17 protein-coding genes are annotated in these 16,892 nt (G+C 62.4%); 15 read left to right on the forward strand and 2 right to left on the reverse strand.

The features are described from left to right. Positions 1-50 precede the first annotated feature (50 nt). The 14 genes from AC07V4_RS04015 to AC07V4_RS04080 are packed head-to-tail and all read left to right on the forward strand — an operon-like array spanning position 51 to position 13,127. Entirely contained in the window at positions 51-785 is a 735-nt protein-coding gene (locus AC07V4_RS04015) for a glycosyltransferase family 2 protein (RefSeq protein ID WP_492637352.1), read from the forward strand. Beyond that, positions 782-1,717, forward strand: coding sequence for a lysophospholipid acyltransferase family protein (locus tag AC07V4_RS04020; protein WP_492637353.1), 936 nt, complete (start codon positions 782-784; stop codon positions 1,715-1,717). Before AC07V4_RS04015 ends, AC07V4_RS04020 begins: the two co-directional genes overlap by 4 nt. Then, positions 1,701-3,242 carry an HAL/PAL/TAL family ammonia-lyase gene (locus AC07V4_RS04025; protein ID WP_492637354.1) on the forward strand — a complete coding sequence of 514 codons (1,542 nt, stop codon included), beginning with the start codon at positions 1,701-1,703 and terminating at the stop codon, positions 3,240-3,242. Before AC07V4_RS04020 ends, AC07V4_RS04025 begins: the two co-directional genes overlap by 17 nt. Then, positions 3,235-3,660 (forward strand): acyl-CoA thioesterase, encoded by a 426-nt coding sequence (locus tag AC07V4_RS04030; protein WP_492637355.1) that lies wholly within the window; start codon positions 3,235-3,237, stop codon positions 3,658-3,660. Before AC07V4_RS04025 ends, AC07V4_RS04030 begins: the two co-directional genes overlap by 8 nt. A gap of 29 nt (positions 3,661-3,689) precedes the next feature. Then, entirely contained in the window at positions 3,690-4,343 is a 654-nt protein-coding gene (locus tag AC07V4_RS04035) for an outer membrane lipoprotein carrier protein LolA (RefSeq protein ID WP_492637356.1), read from the forward strand. Further along, the gene (locus AC07V4_RS04040; protein ID WP_492637357.1) at positions 4,333-6,645 is read left to right on the forward strand and encodes an MMPL family transporter; all 2,313 of its coding nucleotides are present in this window, start codon (positions 4,333-4,335) and stop codon (positions 6,643-6,645) included. The genes AC07V4_RS04035 and AC07V4_RS04040 overlap by 11 nt, the downstream gene beginning before the upstream one ends. 33 nt (positions 6,646-6,678) lie before the next feature. Beyond that, on the forward strand, positions 6,679-7,926 hold the full coding sequence (locus tag AC07V4_RS04045; RefSeq protein WP_492637358.1) for an NAD(P)/FAD-dependent oxidoreductase: 1,248 nt from the start codon (positions 6,679-6,681) through the stop codon (positions 7,924-7,926). Beyond that, entirely contained in the window at positions 7,923-8,657 is a 735-nt protein-coding gene (locus tag AC07V4_RS04050) for a class I SAM-dependent methyltransferase (protein WP_492637359.1), read from the forward strand. Before AC07V4_RS04045 ends, AC07V4_RS04050 begins: the two co-directional genes overlap by 4 nt. Continuing rightward, positions 8,654-9,136, forward strand: coding sequence for a hypothetical protein (locus tag AC07V4_RS04055; RefSeq protein WP_492637360.1), 483 nt, complete (start codon positions 8,654-8,656; stop codon positions 9,134-9,136). The genes AC07V4_RS04050 and AC07V4_RS04055 overlap by 4 nt, the downstream gene beginning before the upstream one ends. Beyond that, complete coding sequence (locus tag AC07V4_RS04060) at positions 9,133-10,299, forward strand: beta-ketoacyl-[acyl-carrier-protein] synthase family protein (RefSeq protein WP_492637361.1); 1,167 nt, start codon at positions 9,133-9,135, stop codon at positions 10,297-10,299. The genes AC07V4_RS04055 and AC07V4_RS04060 overlap by 4 nt, the downstream gene beginning before the upstream one ends. Then, positions 10,296-10,757 (forward strand): hotdog family protein, encoded by a 462-nt coding sequence (locus AC07V4_RS04065; protein WP_431750347.1) that lies wholly within the window; start codon positions 10,296-10,298, stop codon positions 10,755-10,757. The genes AC07V4_RS04060 and AC07V4_RS04065 overlap by 4 nt, the downstream gene beginning before the upstream one ends. After that, on the forward strand, positions 10,754-11,482 hold the full coding sequence (gene fabG / locus AC07V4_RS04070) for a 3-oxoacyl-ACP reductase FabG (RefSeq protein WP_492637362.1): 729 nt from the start codon (positions 10,754-10,756) through the stop codon (positions 11,480-11,482). The genes AC07V4_RS04065 and fabG overlap by 4 nt, the downstream gene beginning before the upstream one ends. Next, on the forward strand, positions 11,482-12,708 hold the full coding sequence (locus AC07V4_RS04075) for a beta-ketoacyl-ACP synthase (RefSeq protein WP_492637363.1): 1,227 nt from the start codon (positions 11,482-11,484) through the stop codon (positions 12,706-12,708). The genes fabG and AC07V4_RS04075 overlap by 1 nt, the downstream gene beginning before the upstream one ends. 26 nt (positions 12,709-12,734) lie before the next feature. Continuing rightward, positions 12,735-13,127, forward strand: a complete 393-nt coding sequence (locus tag AC07V4_RS04080; RefSeq protein ID WP_492637364.1) for a hypothetical protein — start codon at positions 12,735-12,737, stop codon at positions 13,125-13,127. 181 nt (positions 13,128-13,308) lie between these two features. Here AC07V4_RS04080 and AC07V4_RS04085 read toward each other — a convergent pair whose 3' ends face one another. Beyond that, on the reverse strand, positions 13,309-14,202 hold the full coding sequence (locus AC07V4_RS04085; RefSeq protein ID WP_492637365.1) for a LysR family transcriptional regulator: 894 nt from the start codon (positions 14,200-14,202) through the stop codon (positions 13,309-13,311). 172 nt (positions 14,203-14,374) lie between these two features. On the opposite strand from AC07V4_RS04085, the gene AC07V4_RS04090 reads away from it, so the two are divergent. Then, entirely contained in the window at positions 14,375-15,601 is a 1,227-nt protein-coding gene (locus AC07V4_RS04090) for an MFS transporter (protein WP_492637379.1), read from the forward strand. A 58-nt stretch (positions 15,602-15,659) separates the two neighbouring features. Here AC07V4_RS04090 and hemE read toward each other — a convergent pair whose 3' ends face one another. Next, the gene (hemE, locus tag AC07V4_RS04095) at positions 15,660-16,727 is read right to left on the reverse strand and encodes a uroporphyrinogen decarboxylase (protein ID WP_492637366.1); all 1,068 of its coding nucleotides are present in this window, start codon (positions 16,725-16,727) and stop codon (positions 15,660-15,662) included. Positions 16,728-16,892: the final 165 nt, after the last annotated feature.

Here is a 16,892-nt window from a genome sequence, read left to right on the forward strand (position 1 = left end):
GCTGGCTTGCCTGCGATGCAGACAGCTCGGTCTCTCAGGAGATCCCGCCCATGCATAAGCCCTGTGCCCTGATCCCGGTCTACAACCACGAAGCCGCCGTGCCGGCCGTGGTCCGCAGTCTGCTGGACAGCGGCTTGCCCTGCCTGTTGGTGGATGACGGCAGCAGCCCATCCTGTGCGGCAGTGTTGGCGCAGTTGGCAACGCTGGAGCAGGTCACCTTGCTGACCTTGCCGAGCAACCAGGGCAAAGGCGGCGCGGTCATGGCCGGTTTCCGCGAGGCCGCACGCCTGGGCTTCACTCACGCCCTGCAAGTGGACGCCGACGGCCAGCACGACCTGCGTGAAGTCGAAGCCTTTCTCGATGCCTCGCGCACCCATCCAACCGCCATCATCTGCGGCTATCCCGAATACGATGAGAGCGTGCCCAAGGGCCGCTTGTACGCACGCTACCTGACCCACGTGTGGGTGTGGATCAACACCCTGTCGCTGCAGATTCGCGACTCGATGTGCGGCTTTCGCGTGTACCCACTGGCGCCCACGCTGGCCTTGATGGACACGGCTTACATCGGTACACGCATGGATTTTGACTCGGACATCCTGGTACGCCTGGCCTGGCGCAACCAGCCGATGCGCTGGCTGCCGACGAAGGTGCATTACCCCACCGACGGCCTGTCGCACTTCCGCTTGTTCCGCGACAACGTGCGCATCTCGGCCATGCACACGCGATTGTTCTTCGGCATGTTGGTGCGCGCACCGATGATCCTGTGGCGACGGTGGCAAGCATGAGCGACAGCCACAAACATTGGGCCGACCGCGAAGAGCGCGGCAGCTTCTGGCTGATGAAACTCACCGCCCTCGCGGCCAAGGTACTTGGCCGCCGCCTGCTGAGCCCGCTGCTGTACGGCATCGTGTTGTACTTCTTCCTGTTCGGCCGCACGGCACGCCAGAGCGCCTGGGAATACCAACAGCGCCTGGCCGACTGGAGCAGTCGCGATGAATTGAGGCCCACCCATAAAAGCGTGTTCGGCCAGTTCATGGCCTTCGCCGACTCCTTGCTCGATAAGCTCGACGTGTGGAACGGCAAGCTGTGTATCGAGCAGATCGAAATCAACGACCCGGCGCAGTTGCGCGGGCAACTGCGCGGCGAACGTGGGCAGATGCTGGTGGGTGCGCACCTGGGCAATCTCGAAGTGTGCCGCGCATTGGCGGAGCTGGGTGAGCAAGTCACCATGAACGTGCTGGTGCACACCAAGCACGCCGAACAATTCAACCGCCTGTTGGGCGAAGCCGGGGCGACCCATCTGCGCTTGATCCAGGTCAGCGAACTGGACCCGGCCACCATGCTCCTGCTCAGCCAGCGCCTGGACGACGGCGAGTGGCTGGCGATTGCCGGCGACCGTGTGCCGTTGCACGGCGGGCGCAAGGTGCGGGTGGATTTTCTTGGGCATGATGCCGCCTTCCCCCAAGGCCCATGGCTGTTGGCCGGCCTGCTCAAATGTCCGGTCAACCTGCTGATGTGCCTAAAGCACAACGGTCGCTATCGCCTGACGATCGAGCCCTTCGCGCAATTGATTGAATGGAAGCGCAGCACCCGTGAACAGGTCATCGCCCTGTGGACCGCACGCTACGCCGCACGCCTGGGCCAGTTCTGCCTGGAAGCGCCCCAACAATGGTTCAACTTTTACCCTTTCTGGAAGACCGATGACGACGCATCTTGAGCCGGTAACCTTTGGCGAGCGCCCTTTGCGCATTGAAGACGTGCTGGCCCTGGCCAACCGTCAGGCGCCCACGCAATTGCAAAACGACATCGCGTACCGCCAGCGCATCGCCAAGGGCGCACAGTTCCTCGACTCGCTGCTGGACAAGGAAGGCGTGATCTACGGCGTGACCACCGGCTACGGCGACTCCTGCGTGGTGGCGGTGCCGTTGCAGCACGTCGAAGCGTTGCCGCGTCACCTGTACACCTTCCACGGTTGCGGGCTGGGCAAGCTGCTTGATGCACAAGCTACCCGTGCAGTGCTGGCGGCACGCTTGCAGTCGCTGTGCCACGGTGTGTCCGGCGTGCGTGTGGAGTTGCTGGAGCGGCTGCATGCGTTCCTTGAACACGATGTACTGCCGCTGATCCCGGAAGAGGGGTCGGTGGGCGCCAGCGGTGATCTGACACCGCTGTCCTATGTGGCCGCGACCCTGTCCGGCGAGCGCGAGGTGATGTTCCGTGGTGAACGCCGCCAGGCTGCCGACGTGCACCGCGAACTGGGTTGGGAGCCGCTGGTGTTGCGCCCCAAGGAAGCCTTGGCGCTGATGAACGGCACAGCCGTGATGACCGGCCTGGCCTGCCTGGCCTTCGCCCGCGCCGACTACCTGCTGCAATTGGCCACGCGCATCACCGCACTGAACGTGGTGGCGCTGCAAGGCAACCCGGAACACTTCGACGAGCGCCTGTTCGCCGCCAAGCCACACCCAGGGCAGATGCAAGTGGCCGCCTGGCTGCGCAAGGACCTGGCGATCGATGCGCCGACCGCGCCACTGCATCGCCTGCAGGACCGCTACTCGCTGCGCTGCGCGCCCCACGTGCTCGGCGTGCTGGCCGACAGCCTGAATTGGTTGCGCTCGTTCATCGAAACCGAACTGAACAGTGCCAACGACAACCCGATCATCGACGCTGAAGAAGAACGCGTGCTGCACGGCGGGCACTTTTACGGCGGGCATATCGCCTTTGCCATGGACAGCCTCAAGACCCTGGTGGCCAACGTCGCGGACCTGCTCGACCGCCAGCTCGCGCTGCTGGTGGACGTGCGTTACAACCATGGCCTGCCAAGCAACCTGTCCGGTGCGCCGGCGGACCGCGCCATGATCAACCACGGCTTCAAGGCGGTGCAGATCGGCACCAGTGCCTGGACCGCCGAAGCGTTGAAAAACACCATGCCGGCCAGCGTGTTCTCACGCTCCACCGAGTGCCACAACCAGGACAAGGTGAGCATGGGCACCATCGCCGCCCGCGATGCGATCCGCGTGCTGGAGCTGACCGAGCAGGTCGCCGCCGCCACCTTGCTCGCGGCCAACCAGGGCGTGTGGTTGCGTGCACAGGCCGAAGACGCTCGTCCATTACCACCCGCGTTGGCCGCCATGCACATCGAGTTGGCCAAGGACTTCCCGCCCGTCATCGAAGACCGCGCCCTGGAAAGCGAGCTGCGCCTGTGCCTCACACGCATCGCCGAGCAACACTGGAGGCTGCATGCGTAGCTCGGGCGTGTTGCACTGCGACACTGAAATCCTCGTGCCGTTTTTCGACATCGACACCATGAACGTCGTCTGGCACGGGCACTACGTGAAGTACCTGGAAGTGGCGCGCTGTGCGTTGCTGGACAAGATCGGCCACAACTACACGGCGATGCTTGAATCCGGCTACGCCTGGCCAGTGATCGACCTGCAATTGCGCTACGTGCGCGGCGCCGTGTTCGGCCAGACCATCAATGTGCGGGCCAGCCTGGTGGAGTGGGAGAACCGCTTGAAGGTCAACTACCTGATCACCGACCTTGCCAGCGGCGCACGCCTGACCCGCGCCAGCACTGTGCAAGTCGCCGTAGAAATCGCCAGCCGCGAGATGCAGTTGGTTTCCCCCAAAGTCTTCACAGACGCCGTAGAGGGTGCCCTGAAATGAGATCCCCTGTGGGAGCGGGCTTGCCCGCGATGAACGTTAACGATAACGCGGGGCGCCTGACACTGCGCGGCGCCCTCAGGATTATCGCGGGCAAGCCCGCTCCCACATTATTGATCGGGTTGCTGTTGAGTTTTAGCGCCCATGCTTTCGACTTGCAGCAACTGAGCGACCAGTTGGCCAAGCCCAGTGTGATCCACGGCAACTTCACCCAGGAAAAACACCTGCGCGCCCTGCCCCAGCCCTTGGTCAGCAAAGGCACCTTCGTGCTGGCCAAAAACCATGGCCTGTTGTGGTTGCTCAAAACCCCCTTGCAACAGGACTACCGCATCAGCGCCCAAGGCATTGCGCGGCGTGACGCCAGTGGCTGGCAACTGCTGCCAAACAAGAGTGCCGGGGCCGAGCAGAATCGCCTGTTCCTCGCCGTACTCCAGGGCGACAGCAGCGGCTTGCAGCGTGACTTCGAGCTGCAACTGCAAGGCGAAGCCAGGCAGTGGAAGCTGACGCTGACCCCACGCTCGCTGCTGTTAAAACAAGTCTTCACCCAGATCAATATCGACGGCGGCGAATTGGTGCAAACCATCGAGCTGCTGGAAACCCAGGGTGACAGCACCGTGCTGCGCATGCAGGACAGCCATGCCGACCGTCCACTGAGCGAATCGGAGCAGCACGACTTTGCCCAGTGAGCGCCTGCTGCCACGCCTGTTCCTGATCCTGCTGGTGGCCGTGCTGGCCCTGGCCGGCTGGCAATGGCGCCATGGCGCGCCGCTGTCGGCCAACCTGATGGAACTGGTGCCAGGCAACACGCCGGATGCCCTGGAGCTGCAAGCCGAGCAGCGCATGCAGGAACCCTTGAACCGCGAGATGCTGGTGCTGGTGGGGCATGCCGATCGCCAACAAGCGCTACAGGTGGCGCAGCAACTGGGCGAACGCTGGCAAGCCAGCGGCCTGTTTGAAAAGGTGCAGTGGAACCTGCAAGCCGATCTGCCCGCCCTGCGCGAGCAATTGTTGCGCGGGCGGCTGGCGATGCTGTCGGCCAAGGACCGCGAGCAACTGATCGAACAGCCCGACGCGTTCATTCAACAGCGCGTGCAGGCCCTGTTCGATCCCTTCACCGGCTTCAGCCTAGTACCGAGCCAAGACGACTGGCTGGGCCTGACCGGGCGCATCCAGAACAGCCAGCCGCAACACGGTTCGGTGCAGCTGGATATCGGCAGCGGCGCGCTGATCGCCGATGCCGACGGCAAGAGTTGGGTGCTGTTGCGTGCGCGCACCACCGGCAATGCCTTCGATATGAAACTGCCGCTGCAAGTGGCGGATCTGCTCCAAGCCAGCCGCACACAAGCCAGCGCACACGGCGCACAATTGCTCGCCGCCAGCGGTCTGCTTTACGCGGCCAACGGGCAGCAGCAAGCCTCGCGGGAAATCACCTGGGTCGGCGGCGGTGCCACCTTTGGCATCCTGTTATTGCTGCTGCTAGCCTTCCGTCGCTGGCGCGTGCTGCTGGCGTTCGTGCCAGTGCTGGTGGGCATGCTGTTCGGTGCAGTGGCCTGCGTGGCGCTGTTCGGCCATATGCATGTGATGACGTTGGTACTCGGCTCCAGCCTGATCGGCGTGGCGGTGGATTACCCGCTGCACTACCTGTCGAAAAGCTGGAGCATGAGCCCGTGGCGCAGTTGGCCGGCGTTACGCATTACCTTGCCCGGACTGAGCCTCAGCCTGGCCACCAGTTGCATCGGCTACCTGGCGCTGGCCTGGACGCCATTCCCAGCGTTGACCCAAATCGCGGTGTTCTCGGCCGCAGGTCTGGTGGGTGCGTATCTGTCGGCCGTATGCCTGTTGCCGGCGCTGCTCAAGGGCTTGGAACTGCGCCCGGCACAGTGGCCACTGCGTGTCGCCGAATGCCTTTGGCAGTTACGGACGGCGCTGCTCAAGCGCGTACCGAGCCCGGTGCTGCTGGCGCTGTTGCTGCTGTTTTGCGCCGGTGGCCTGTGGCACCTGAACAGCAAAAACGATATCCGTCAGTGGATCGGTGCACCGCCGCAACTGCTGCAGGAAGCCCAGGCCGTGGCGCGTATCACCGGGTTCCAGCCCACCAGCCAGTTCTTCCTGGTGCGAGCGGACAACCAGCAACAGTTGCTGGAACGTCAGGCCGCACTGGGCCGGCGCCTGGACCAGTTGGTGAACATGAACAAACTCCAGGGCTACCTGGCGCTCAACCAACTGGTCAGCCTGCCCGGCGAACAGCAACAACTACGTGAGGCGCTGAACAGCCTGGCGCAACACTGGCAGCCGCTGCTGGACCTCGGCATCCCGGCGAGTGCCCTGCAAGCCGAAGTCGCTCAGCTGCAAGCACTGCCGACCCAAGATATCGACGCCGCACTGCCCGGCCCGTTAGCCGAACCATGGCGCACACTATGGCTCGGCCCAGTGGACGGCGGCGTAGCGGCCATGGTCAGCCTGCAAGGCTTGAACAACCCGGCATTGCTGCGCGTGCAAGCGCAAGACCTGCCCGGCGTACAGTTGGTGGATCGTCTGGGCGACTTGAACCGCGTATTCGCCGATACACAGGTCAGCGCCGCGGAACTGAAGTTGATGTCCTGTGTGCTGATCGTCTTGCTGCTGATCCTGCCGTTCGGCTTCGGCGGTGCCTTGCGCATCGTCGCCCTGCCGTTGCTGGCGGCGTTGTGCAGCCTCGCTAGCCTCGGTTGGCTGGGCCAGCCGTTGACCTTGTTCAGCCTGTTCGGCCTGCTGCTGGTCACAGCCATCAGTGTCGACTACGCCATCCTGATGCGCGAGCAGATCGGCGGCGCGGCCGTGAGCCTTTTGGGGACATTGCTGGCGGCGCTGACGACATGGCTGTCGTTTGGCCTGTTGGCGGTGTCGAGCACCCCGGCAGTGAGTAATTTCGGCCTGTCGGTCAGCCTGGGCCTGGCGTTCAGCTTTATGCTGGCGCCTTGGGCCGGGCAGCGGAAACACGCCTTATGAATGTGATTATCGCCAAAGTGGCAAGGAGCCCTCGTGCCCACAGTTGAAATGGAACGTCGCCAGGTGGTGGTGATCGGTGCCGGGCCATCCGGTGCCATTGCCGCCGCGTTGTTAAAGCGCAACGGGCATGATGTCTTGATTATCGAGCGCCAGCATTTCCCGCGGTTCTCGATTGGCGAAAGCCTGCTGTCCCACTGCATCGACTTTATCGAAGAAGCCGGCATGCTCGACGCGGTCCAGGCAGCGGGCTTCCAGGTAAAAACCGGCGCCGCATTCGCCTGGGGCGAGCACTACAGCGCGTTTGATTTCGGTGACACGTTCAGCGAGGGCAAGCCCACCACCTTCCAGGTGCAGCGCGGCGAGTTCGACAAGTTGCTGGCCGACCAGGCTGCGCTGCAAGGGGTGGACATTCGCTACGGTGAGACCATCGTCGGTGTGGATTTCAACGGCGAGTGTCGCTACCTGCATGTACGTCGGGAAAACGGCAGCGAGTACCACCTGAAGGCCAAGTTCGTACTGGATGCCAGCGGCTACGGCCGCGTGCTGCCACGCTTGCTGGACCTGGACCTGCCGTCGGATTTCCCAGTGCGCCAGGCGGTGTTCACTCACATTGAAGACCGCATCGAGCACCCCGGTTTCGACCGCAGCAAAATTCTCGTGACCACCCACCCGACGCAGCGCGATATCTGGTTCTGGACCATCCCGTTCAGCAACGGACGTTGCTCGGTGGGTGTGGTCGCGGCCAAGGAACACTTCGCTGGTCGCGACAACGACCTGGACGCTTGCCTGCGCGGCTTCGTCGACGAAACCCCAAGCCTTCGGGGCGTGCTGCAAAACGCCGTGTGGGACACGCCGGCGCGCACCCTCGGTGGTTACGCCGCCAACGTCAAAACCCTGCACGGGCCGGGCTTTGCGCTGTTGGGCAACGCGGCGGAGTTCCTCGACCCGGTGTTCTCCTCCGGCGTGACTATCGCCATGCGTTCGGCGAGCATGGCGGCCGGCGTATTGCATCGCCAGTTGAAGGGCGAAACCGTGGACTGGCAAACCGAATTTGCCGAGCCGTTGAAGCGTGGTGTCGACACCTTCCGTTGCTACGTCGAAGGCTGGTACGCCGGAACCTTCCAGGACGTGATTTTCCATCCGGGGAGTTCACCGCAGATTCGCCGGATGATCAGTTCGATCCTCGCCGGTTACGCCTGGGATGAACGCAACCCGTTTGTCAGCGAACCCAAGCGGCGGTTGCGGATGTTGTCGGAAATTTGTGCGAGTGAAACAGTATGACCACCCAGTACCTGAGTAAGAACTACGTCGAAGAAACCAAGTTCGGCTTCTGGTTCCTGCGCAGCCACACTTGGCAGCACCACGTATTGCGCGTGGCAATCAATGACCTGCACAGCTTGTTCAGTGAGCCGCTGCCGATGGCGCCAGTGCTGCTCGACGCCGGTTGCGGCCAGGGCAAATCGTTCCGCTATTTGCAGCAGGTGTTTGCGCCTGGGCGCCTGATCGGGCTGGATGCCGACCCTCACAGCCTGGCGCTGAGCCAGGCCGAAGCCGCACGCCAGGGCCTGGCCGTGGAGCTGATCGGCAGCGACTGCGCCACCCTGCAGGTGCCAGACGAAAGCGTCGACATCCTATTCTGTCACCAGACCTTCCACCATCTGGTTGAACAGCATCGCGCCCTCAAAGAGTTCTACCGGGTACTCAAGCCCGGTGGCTATTTGCTGTTTGCCGAGTCCACTGAAGCCTATATCGATACCTGGGTGATCCGCTGGTTGTTCCGCCACCCCATGCACGTGCAAAAAAGCGCCGAAGAGTACCTGGAGATGCTTCGCGAGCAGGGCTTTGAATTTGGCCCACAGAACGTCTCGTACCCGTATTTGTGGTGGAGCCGCGCCAGTGATTTCGGCCTGCTGGAACGCTGGGGCCTGCGCAATCCGCCGCCGGTGGGCCAGCGTGAAGAAACCTTGGTCAACTGTGTGGCGCGCAAGCCTTTAGCGAGTGTCGCCCCATGATGCGCCTGCTGTTGATCGGTTGCCTGTTGCTGCTGAGCGCCTGCGCCAGCCAGCCGCCGTTGCCTGCAAAGAATCCGGCCCTGAACCTGCCTATGCAATTGCACGTGCAGCGCCGTGCGCAAGGACAGACCCAGGATTGGGTGCTGGTGATCCAGAATGAAGGCAATGCGATCCGCTGGTCGATGATGGACCCGCTGGGCATTCCCTTGGCCCGGCAAAAACTGATCGATGGCCAGTGGCAGGCCGATGGTTTGCTACCGCCCAATCCCCAGGCGCGGGAATTGTTCGCCGCGCTGCTGTTTGCCCTGAGTTCGGCCGATGACGTACGGGCGCTGTACCCGAGCGCCCAAGCAATGGACCTTACGCTCACACTGCCGGGACATTGGCAAATCGTGTATCAGTCTTCCGAGGTATTCACGGTGAACATGAACGGGCAACCATTGAGCTACCGCATCACGCCGCTTGGGATGGGCCAATGACCGCGTATCTGAATGCCCTCGGTGTGATCTGCGCCCTGGGGCGCGGCCAGGCCGACGTCAGCCGCAGTCTGTTTGCCGGCGACTGCTCCGGCATGCGCGCCGAAAGCGGCTGGGTGCCCGAGCGCGTGCTGCCGGTGGGTGGCGTGCGGAATGAATTGCCGCAGATTCCCGGGGAGCTGAGTGCGCAAAGCAGCCGCAACAACCAACTGTTGCTGGAAGCAGCGCTGCAAATTGAAGAAGAGATACGCCAGGCGATCCAGACCTATGGCGCGTCGCGGGTTGGCATTGTGTTGGGCACCAGCACGTCGGGTATCGATGAGGCCAGTCGCGGCATCGCCCATTACCTGCGCAACCAGCAGTTCCCCGGCGACTATGACTACCAGCAGCAGGAACTCAGCGCTCCAGCGAACTTCCTCGCCGACTGGCTGCACCTGAGCGGCCCGGCCTATGTGATTTCCACGGCCTGTACCTCCAGCGCCCGTGCGTTGGTAAGTGCCCAGCGGCTGCTGGACCTGGGCGTGTGCGATGCGGTGATCTGCGGCGGTGTGGATAGCTTGTGCAAGCTGACGCTTAACGGCTTCACCTCGCTGGAAGCGGTGTCGAGCGAGCGCTGCAATCCGTTTTCGGTGAACCGCAATGGCATCAATATCGGCGAGGCAGCCGTGCTGTTCCTGATGACTCGGGAACCAGCCCCCATCGCGTTGCTCGGCAGCGGCTCCAGCTGTGACGCCCACCATATTTCCGCGCCCGAACCCTCCGGCAAAGGGGCGTTGCAAGCCATGCGTAAAGCCTTGGCCAGTGCCAAACTCACACCCGAGCAGATCGGCTACCTGAACCTGCATGGCACCGCTACCCAGCACAATGACGCGATGGAGAGCCTGGCCGTGGCCAGCCTGTTCCCCCAAGGCGTGGCCTGTTCGTCGACCAAACCCATGAGCGGTCATACCCTCGGCGCGGCCGGTGCACTCGAGGCCGCGTTTTGCTGGCTGAGCCTGGCCCATGGGCGAGTACCACCGCATGTATGGGACGGCCAGGCCGACCCCGCGCTGCCTGCCTTACACTGGGCCAAAGCCGGCGACACATTGAAAAGACGCTGCCTGATGAGCAACTCGTTTGCCTTCGGTGGCAATAACATCAGCCTGATAATCGCAGAGGCCCCATGATCGATTGGCCACTCGCCGAACTGCTGCCCCATGCGGGCGACATGATCCTGATCGACCAAGTGCTGTCGTTCGATGAAGAGCAGATTCACACCCGCACCACCGTCAAGCCCGGCGGCTTGTTCAACCGCCCGGACGGTAGCCTGCCGGCCTGGGTCGGCATTGAGTTGATGGCCCAGAGTGTCGCCGCCTATGCCGGTTGCCGTGCGCGCCAGAAAGGCGAAGCGGTGGAACTGGGATTCCTGTTGGGCACACGTAAATTCGAGTGCAACGTGGAGCACTTTCCGGCTGGGGCCGAACTGCGCATCCACGGCCTGCGCTCCCTGGAAGACGACAACGGCATGGGGGTGTTCGAATGCCACCTGACAGGTGACGGTATCCAGGCCAGCGCCCGCTTGAATGTATTTCGACCGCCCCAGGCGGCCAATTATTTAGATGAATCGAAGGACGAAACGCCATGACTGAATCCGTACTGGTCACCGGCTCCAGCCGTGGCATCGGCCGCGCCATTGCACTGCGCCTGGCCCAGGCTGGGCACGACATCGTGCTGCATTGCCGCAGCGGCCGTGCCGAAGCCGAAGCGGTGCAGGTCGAAATCGAAGCGCTAGGCCGCAAGGCACGGGTGCTGCAATTTGATGTAGTGGACCGCGCCGCGTGCAAGCAAATCCTGGAAGCGGACGTGGAGCAGTATGGCGCCTATTACGGCGTGGTACTCAACGCTGGCCTCACTCGCGACGGCGCGTTTCCGGCCTTGTCCGAAGACGATTGGGACGTGGTGATGCGCACCAACCTCGACGGTTTCTACAACGTGCTGCACCCCGTGATGATGCCGATGATCCGGCGCCGCACCGCTGGGCGTATCGTGTGTATCACGTCGGTATCGGGGTTGATCGGCAACCGTGGCCAGGTCAACTACAGCGCCTCCAAAGCCGGCCTGATTGGCGCGGCCAAAGCGCTGGCCATCGAGCTGGGCAAGCGCAAGATCACCGTCAACTGTGTGGCCCCCGGTTTGATCGACACCGCGATGCTCGATGAAAACGTGCCGGTGGAAGAATTGATGAAGATGATCCCGGCACAACGCATGGGCACGCCAGAAGAGGTGGCTGGTGCGGTGAACTTCCTGATGTCCGCCGAAGCCGGCTACATCACGCGCCAAGTGTTGGCGGTGAATGGAGGCTTGTGCTGATGAAACGCGTCGTAGTGACCGGCATGGCCGGCATGACCTCCCTGGGCAGCGACTGGGACACCATCTCGGCCAACTTCCGCGCCAACCGCAGCGGTATCCGGCGCATGGACGAGTGGGACCGCTTCACCGAACTGAACACGCGCCTGGCCGGGCCGATTGACGATTTTGTGGTACCGGCCCACTGGACGCGCAAGCAACTGCGCAGCATGGGCCGTGTCTCGCGCCTGGCGGTGTGGGCAGCGGAGCAGGCGTTGCAGGATGCGGGCTTGCTCGGTGACGAGTCGATCAAGGATGGGCGCATGGGCGTGGCCTGCGGCTCGTCCACCGGCAGCACCGACGAGATCAAGGCGTTCGGCAACATGCTGCTCAACTCGGTGGCCGAAGGGCTGAATGCCAACTCCTATGTGCGCATGATGCCCCACACCACCGCGGCGAATATCAGCATTTTCTTTGGCCTGACCGGGCGCTTGATCCCCACGTCCAGCGCCTGCACCAGCGGCAGCCAGGGCATCGGCTACGCCTATGAAGCGATCAAGTTCGGCCGCCTGCCACTGATGCTCGCTGGCGGCGCCGAAGAGCTGTGCCCCACCGAAGCCATGGTGTTCGACGCGCTCTACGCCACCAGCCTGAAGAACGATGCGCCACAGACCAGCCCACGCCCTTACGACAGTGGCCGTGATGGCCTGGTGATTGGCGAAGGCGGCGGCATGCTGGTGCTGGAAGAACTGGAACACGCCCTGGCCCGGGGCGCGCACATCCACGCCGAACTCGTCGGCTTCGGTAGCAATGCCGACGGCCAGCACACCACCCGCCCAGAGCAGAAAACCATGCGCCGCGCCATGGAGCTGGCTCTGGAAGATGCCGGGCTTGAGCCTTCTGCGATCGGCTATGTGAATGGACACGGCACCGCCACCGACCAGGGTGATATCGCCGAGACGCTAGCCACCAGCAGCCTGTTCGGCAGCCGCATGCCCATCAGTTCGCAGAAAAGCTTTCTTGGCCACACCTTGGGCGCCTGCGGTGCGCTGGAGTCCTGGTTCAGCATCGAAATGATGAACCGCGACCAGTACGTACACACCTTCAACCTGGACGCCGTCGACCCGCAATGCGGCGAACTGGATTACCTACAAGGTGGCTTCCGCGAAATGCACCACGACTACGTGATGAACAACAACTTTGCCTTCGGCGGAGTCAACACATCGTTGATCTTTCGCCGCTGGTCCTGACTTTTTAATCGATTGGAGAAAATGGAATGTCTTCCCTGCTACGCGCTGCCTTGATCACCCTGGCCCTGCTGACCACGGCGGGCTGCACCAGCAAGCCGGTGCTCAACACCCAGCACGATCTGTCGACGAACACCCAGGTCAGCGAAGAACAAGTCAAACAGGTGATCGTCAGCGCCCTGCAAAAGCGCGAATGGACGGTGCAGCGCCTGAGCCCACAACTCGTGCAGGCCGAGATCACCGTGCGCAACCAGTTCCATGCTGAAATCGACATCCGCTACACCCGCAACAGCTACGCGATCACCTACCGCGACAGTCGCGACCTGGGCTACAAGGACGGCAAGATCCATCGCAACTACAACCGTTGGGTGAGCATGCTCGATCGCGACATCATGGCGGGGTTGCGTGCGGCAGGGCTGTAACCATCCCGGAAACGACAACTGCTGGAATATGCCAAAGATCAAATGTGGGAGCTGTCGAGCTTTAGCGAGACTGCGATGCAGGCGTCGCGGTCTTGCAGGTACAGCGCGGTGATCCCTTCGCAGCCTCGCTAAAGCTCGACAGCTCCCACACCGATCTGCGTCGTTTTAAAGTCCGCGTTTCTTACTGAGCGGATTGACGCGTCAACAACTCCACAAACGCCTCTGCCATCGGCGTCTGCGCGCCTTTGCGCTGCACCAGCCACACCGCCGTCACCGCCTCTTGATCGAGCAAGGTGCGATACACCACGCCATCAATGCGGATGCGCTGGTAAGACGCCGGCAGCACCGACACGCCCAAACCCGCCGCCACCAGGCCGATAATGGTCATCGCCTCCCCGGCCTCCTGGGCAAAATGCGGGCTGAAGCCGGCATCGCGGGCCAGGTTGAGCAATTGTGCATACAGGCCACTGCCATAAGTGCGCGGGAAAAACACAAAGGGTTCTTGCGCCAACTGCGCCAGGTGCAAGCCGCGCTCACTGCCCTCCACCAGCGGATGCCCGGCATTCAGCACGGCGACCAGCGGTTCGCGCATCAACTCGACGACGCTCAGAGAATCCGGCAACGGCAGCGGACGCATCAGTCCCACTTGGATCGATTCATCCACCAGCGATTCCGCCACTTCGGTACTGCTCATTTCCTGCAGGTTCAGGTGCACCGCCGGGAACGCCTGGCGAAACGCAAAGATCGCCTGGGGAATGCTGGAGTTGAAGGGAGCCGACGAGGTAAAGCCGATCTTCAATTCCCCCAACTCACCCAACTGCGCACGCCGTGCCACATCCGCCGCCTTGTCGACCTGAGCCAGCACCAGCTGCGCCTCGTGCAGGAACAAGCGCCCGGCCTCGCTCAGCTCGACCCGACGATTGGTACGCTCAAACAAACGTGCCCCCACCTCCTGTTCCAGCGCCTGGATCTGCTGACTCAGCGGCGGCTGCGAGATGCCCAGCACCTGCGCGGCGCGGCCAAAATGCAGTTCTTCGGCGACGGCAATGAAGTACCGCAGATGACGCAATTCCATGCAAACCTCATTAGGTCGTAAAAGCTATCAAACAGGTCGAACAATATATTGGAAAGAATCATTAGGCAGCTATATTCTTTTTTGTATTGCCAGTCCTGGCAGGCTTTCCCTCCCCGAGGTCCCCGTGAAATCTGCTGTCGCGCCATTCGCTCAAGAAGTCCCGCCCAACGCCCTGGATGAGGTGGTCGCCCAGCTCAACGACGAGTACATCGAAAAAGGCACGCCGATGTTCATGCGCACGGTGCTGGCGCTGTTCTCCGGTGGTTTCGCCACCTTTGCCCTGTTGTATTGCGTGCAGCCGATGATGCCCGCGCTGTCCCATGAGTTTTCCATCAACGCGGCGCAAAGCAGCCTGATTCTCTCCGTATCCACAGCGATGCTTGCCTTGGGCCTACTGGTCACCGGCCCAATTTCCGACCGTTTGGGACGCAAACCGGTGATGGTCTGCGCGCTGTTCTGCGCCGCACTGGCAACCATCGCCAGCGGCTTGATGCCGACGTGGGAAGGTATCCTCTTGATGCGAGCACTGGTGGGCTTGTCCTTGAGCGGCCTGGCGGCGGTGGCGATGACCTACCTGAGCGAAGAGATCCACCCACAGCACATCGGCCTGGCCATGGGGTTGTACATCGGTGGCAACGCGATTGGCGGCATGAGCGGGCGCCTGATCATCGGCGTGCTGATCGACTTCGTCAGTTGGCACACCGCAATGCTGATCATCGGCGCCCTGGCCCTGATAGCGGCCACGCTGTTCTGGAAAATCCTCCCCGAATCGCGCAACTTCCGCGCCACCAGCCTCAAGCCACGCAGCCTGTTGGATGGCTTTGTCATGCACTTCAAGGACGCGGGCCTGCCGTGGTTGTTCCTCGAGGCCTTCCTGCTGATGGGCGCATTCGTGACGATGTTCAACTACATCGGCTACCGCCTGCTGGCCGATCCGTATGACCTGAGCCAAGCGGTGGTCGGCCTGCTGTCGCTGGTGTACCTGTCGGGCATCTACAGCTCGGCAAAAATCGGCTCCCTGGCCGACCGCCTCGGCCGCCGACGCGTGCTGTGGGGCACCATCGTATTGATGCTCGCCGGCATGGCCCTGACGCTGCTCACGCCATTGTGGCTGGTGGTGCCGGGCATGCTGATCTTCACCTTCGGCTTCTTCGGTGCCCATTCGGTGGCCAGCAGCTGGATCGGCCGCCGCGCGGTGAAAGCCAAGGGGCAGGCGTCTTCGCTGTACTTGTTCTGCTACTACGTGGGATCGAGTGTTGCGGGAACGGCGGGTGGGTTCTTCTGGCACTTTGCCGGCTGGAATGGGATTGGTGGGTTCATCATTGCGCTATTGGTTGGCGCGTTGCTGGTGGCGTTGAAGTTGGCGAAGTTGCCGCCGTTGGGGAATGTGACTGCCTGAGGACTTTTGGCTTTTAATGTGGGAGGGGGCTTGCCCCCTCCCATATTTGTTTTGTGTGTTACTCGTGGTATTGCGCGGACAGTTCGTGCACCGCACGCAGAAACGCGCCGGCATGTTCCGGGTTCACTTCCGGGGTGATGCCATGGCCGAGGTTGAACACGTGGCCGGTGCCCTTGCCGTAGCTGGCGAGGATGCGGCCGACTTCAGTGCGGATCGCTTCCGGCTTGGCGTACAGCACGGTCGGGTCCATGTTGCCTTGCAGCGCAACGCGGTTACCCACGCGCTGGCGGGCTTCGCCCAGGTCGCAGGTCCAGTCCAGGCCCAGTGCATCGGCACCGGCATCGGCGATGCTCTCCAGCCATAGGCCACCGTTCTTGGTGAACAGGATGACCGGCACTTTACGGCCTTCATGCTCGCGGATCAGGCCGCTGACGATCTTGCGCATGTAGGCTAGGGAGAACTCCTGGTACGCCGCCGCCGACAGGTTGCCGCCCCAAGTGTCGAAGATCTGCACCGCTTGCGCACCGGCCATGATCTGGCCGTTGAGATAGGAGATGACCGACTGCGCCAGCTTGTCCAGCAACAGGTGCATGGCTTGTGGGTTGTCGTAGAGCATGGCCTTGGTCTTGCGGAAGTCTTTCGACGAGCCGCCTTCAACCATGTAGGTGGCCAGGGTCCATGGGCTGCCGGAGAAGCCGATCAACGGCACGCGACCGTTAAGCTCGCGGCGGATGGTGCTGACAGCGTCCATCACGTAGCTGAGGTCTTTATGCGGATCAGGAATCGGCAGGGCCTCGATATCAGCCAGGGTGCTGACGACTTTCTTGAAACGCGGGCCTTCGCCGGTTTCGAAGTACAGGCCTTGGCCCATGGCGTCAGGGATGGTGAGGATGTCGGAAAAAAGGATGGCCGCGTCCAGTTGTGGGTAGCGATCCAGCGGCTGCATCGTGACTTCGCAGGCGAACTCCGGGTTCATGCACAGGCTCATGAAGTCGCCGGCGTTGGCGCGACTGGCGCGGTATTCCGGCAGGTAGCGACCGGCTTGGCGCATCATCCACACGGGGGTGACGTCCACGGGTTGCTTGAGCAGGGCACGAAGGAAACGGTCGTTCTTGAGGGCAGTCATGTCGGCATCCGCAAAAAAAGTGCGGGCATTTTCTCAGAGCCGGACGCAAAAGGCACGGAGTGAGCCGTGCCTTTTGTCTATCGGGTCAATTTGTCGCGGTGTCTTGCAGTATGACCAACACCACCAAACCCAATGTGGAATGGGGTTTGTGTGGGAGCTGGCTTG

It is taken from the genome of Pseudomonas sp. GW821-FHT03A09 (assembly GCF_059421065.1).

Excerpts from the sequence above, each read along its gene's own strand:
- AC07V4_RS04015 (WP_492637352.1), top strand. The coding sequence starts at position 51 with ATGCATAAGCCCTGTGCCCTGATCCCGGTCTACAACCACGAAGCCGCC.
- AC07V4_RS04020 (WP_492637353.1), top strand. The coding sequence starts at position 782 with ATGAGCGACAGCCACAAACATTGGGCCGACCGCGAAGAGCGCGGCAGC.
- AC07V4_RS04025 (WP_492637354.1), top strand. The coding sequence starts at position 1,701 with ATGACGACGCATCTTGAGCCGGTAACCTTTGGCGAGCGCCCTTTGCGC.
- AC07V4_RS04030 (WP_492637355.1), top strand. The coding sequence starts at position 3,235 with ATGCGTAGCTCGGGCGTGTTGCACTGCGACACTGAAATCCTCGTGCCG.
- AC07V4_RS04035 (WP_492637356.1), top strand. The coding sequence starts at position 3,690 with ATGAACGTTAACGATAACGCGGGGCGCCTGACACTGCGCGGCGCCCTC.
- AC07V4_RS04050 (WP_492637359.1), top strand. The coding sequence starts at position 7,923 with ATGACCACCCAGTACCTGAGTAAGAACTACGTCGAAGAAACCAAGTTC.
- AC07V4_RS04055 (WP_492637360.1), top strand. The coding sequence starts at position 8,654 with ATGATGCGCCTGCTGTTGATCGGTTGCCTGTTGCTGCTGAGCGCCTGC.
- AC07V4_RS04060 (WP_492637361.1), top strand. The coding sequence starts at position 9,133 with ATGACCGCGTATCTGAATGCCCTCGGTGTGATCTGCGCCCTGGGGCGC.
- AC07V4_RS04065 (WP_431750347.1), top strand. The coding sequence starts at position 10,296 with ATGATCGATTGGCCACTCGCCGAACTGCTGCCCCATGCGGGCGACATG.
- fabG (WP_492637362.1), top strand. The coding sequence starts at position 10,754 with ATGACTGAATCCGTACTGGTCACCGGCTCCAGCCGTGGCATCGGCCGC.
- AC07V4_RS04075 (WP_492637363.1), top strand. The coding sequence starts at position 11,482 with ATGAAACGCGTCGTAGTGACCGGCATGGCCGGCATGACCTCCCTGGGC.
- AC07V4_RS04080 (WP_492637364.1), top strand. The coding sequence starts at position 12,735 with ATGTCTTCCCTGCTACGCGCTGCCTTGATCACCCTGGCCCTGCTGACC.
- AC07V4_RS04085 (WP_492637365.1), bottom strand. The coding sequence starts at position 14,202 with ATGGAATTGCGTCATCTGCGGTACTTCATTGCCGTCGCCGAAGAACTG.
- hemE (WP_492637366.1), bottom strand. The coding sequence starts at position 16,727 with ATGACTGCCCTCAAGAACGACCGTTTCCTTCGTGCCCTGCTCAAGCAA.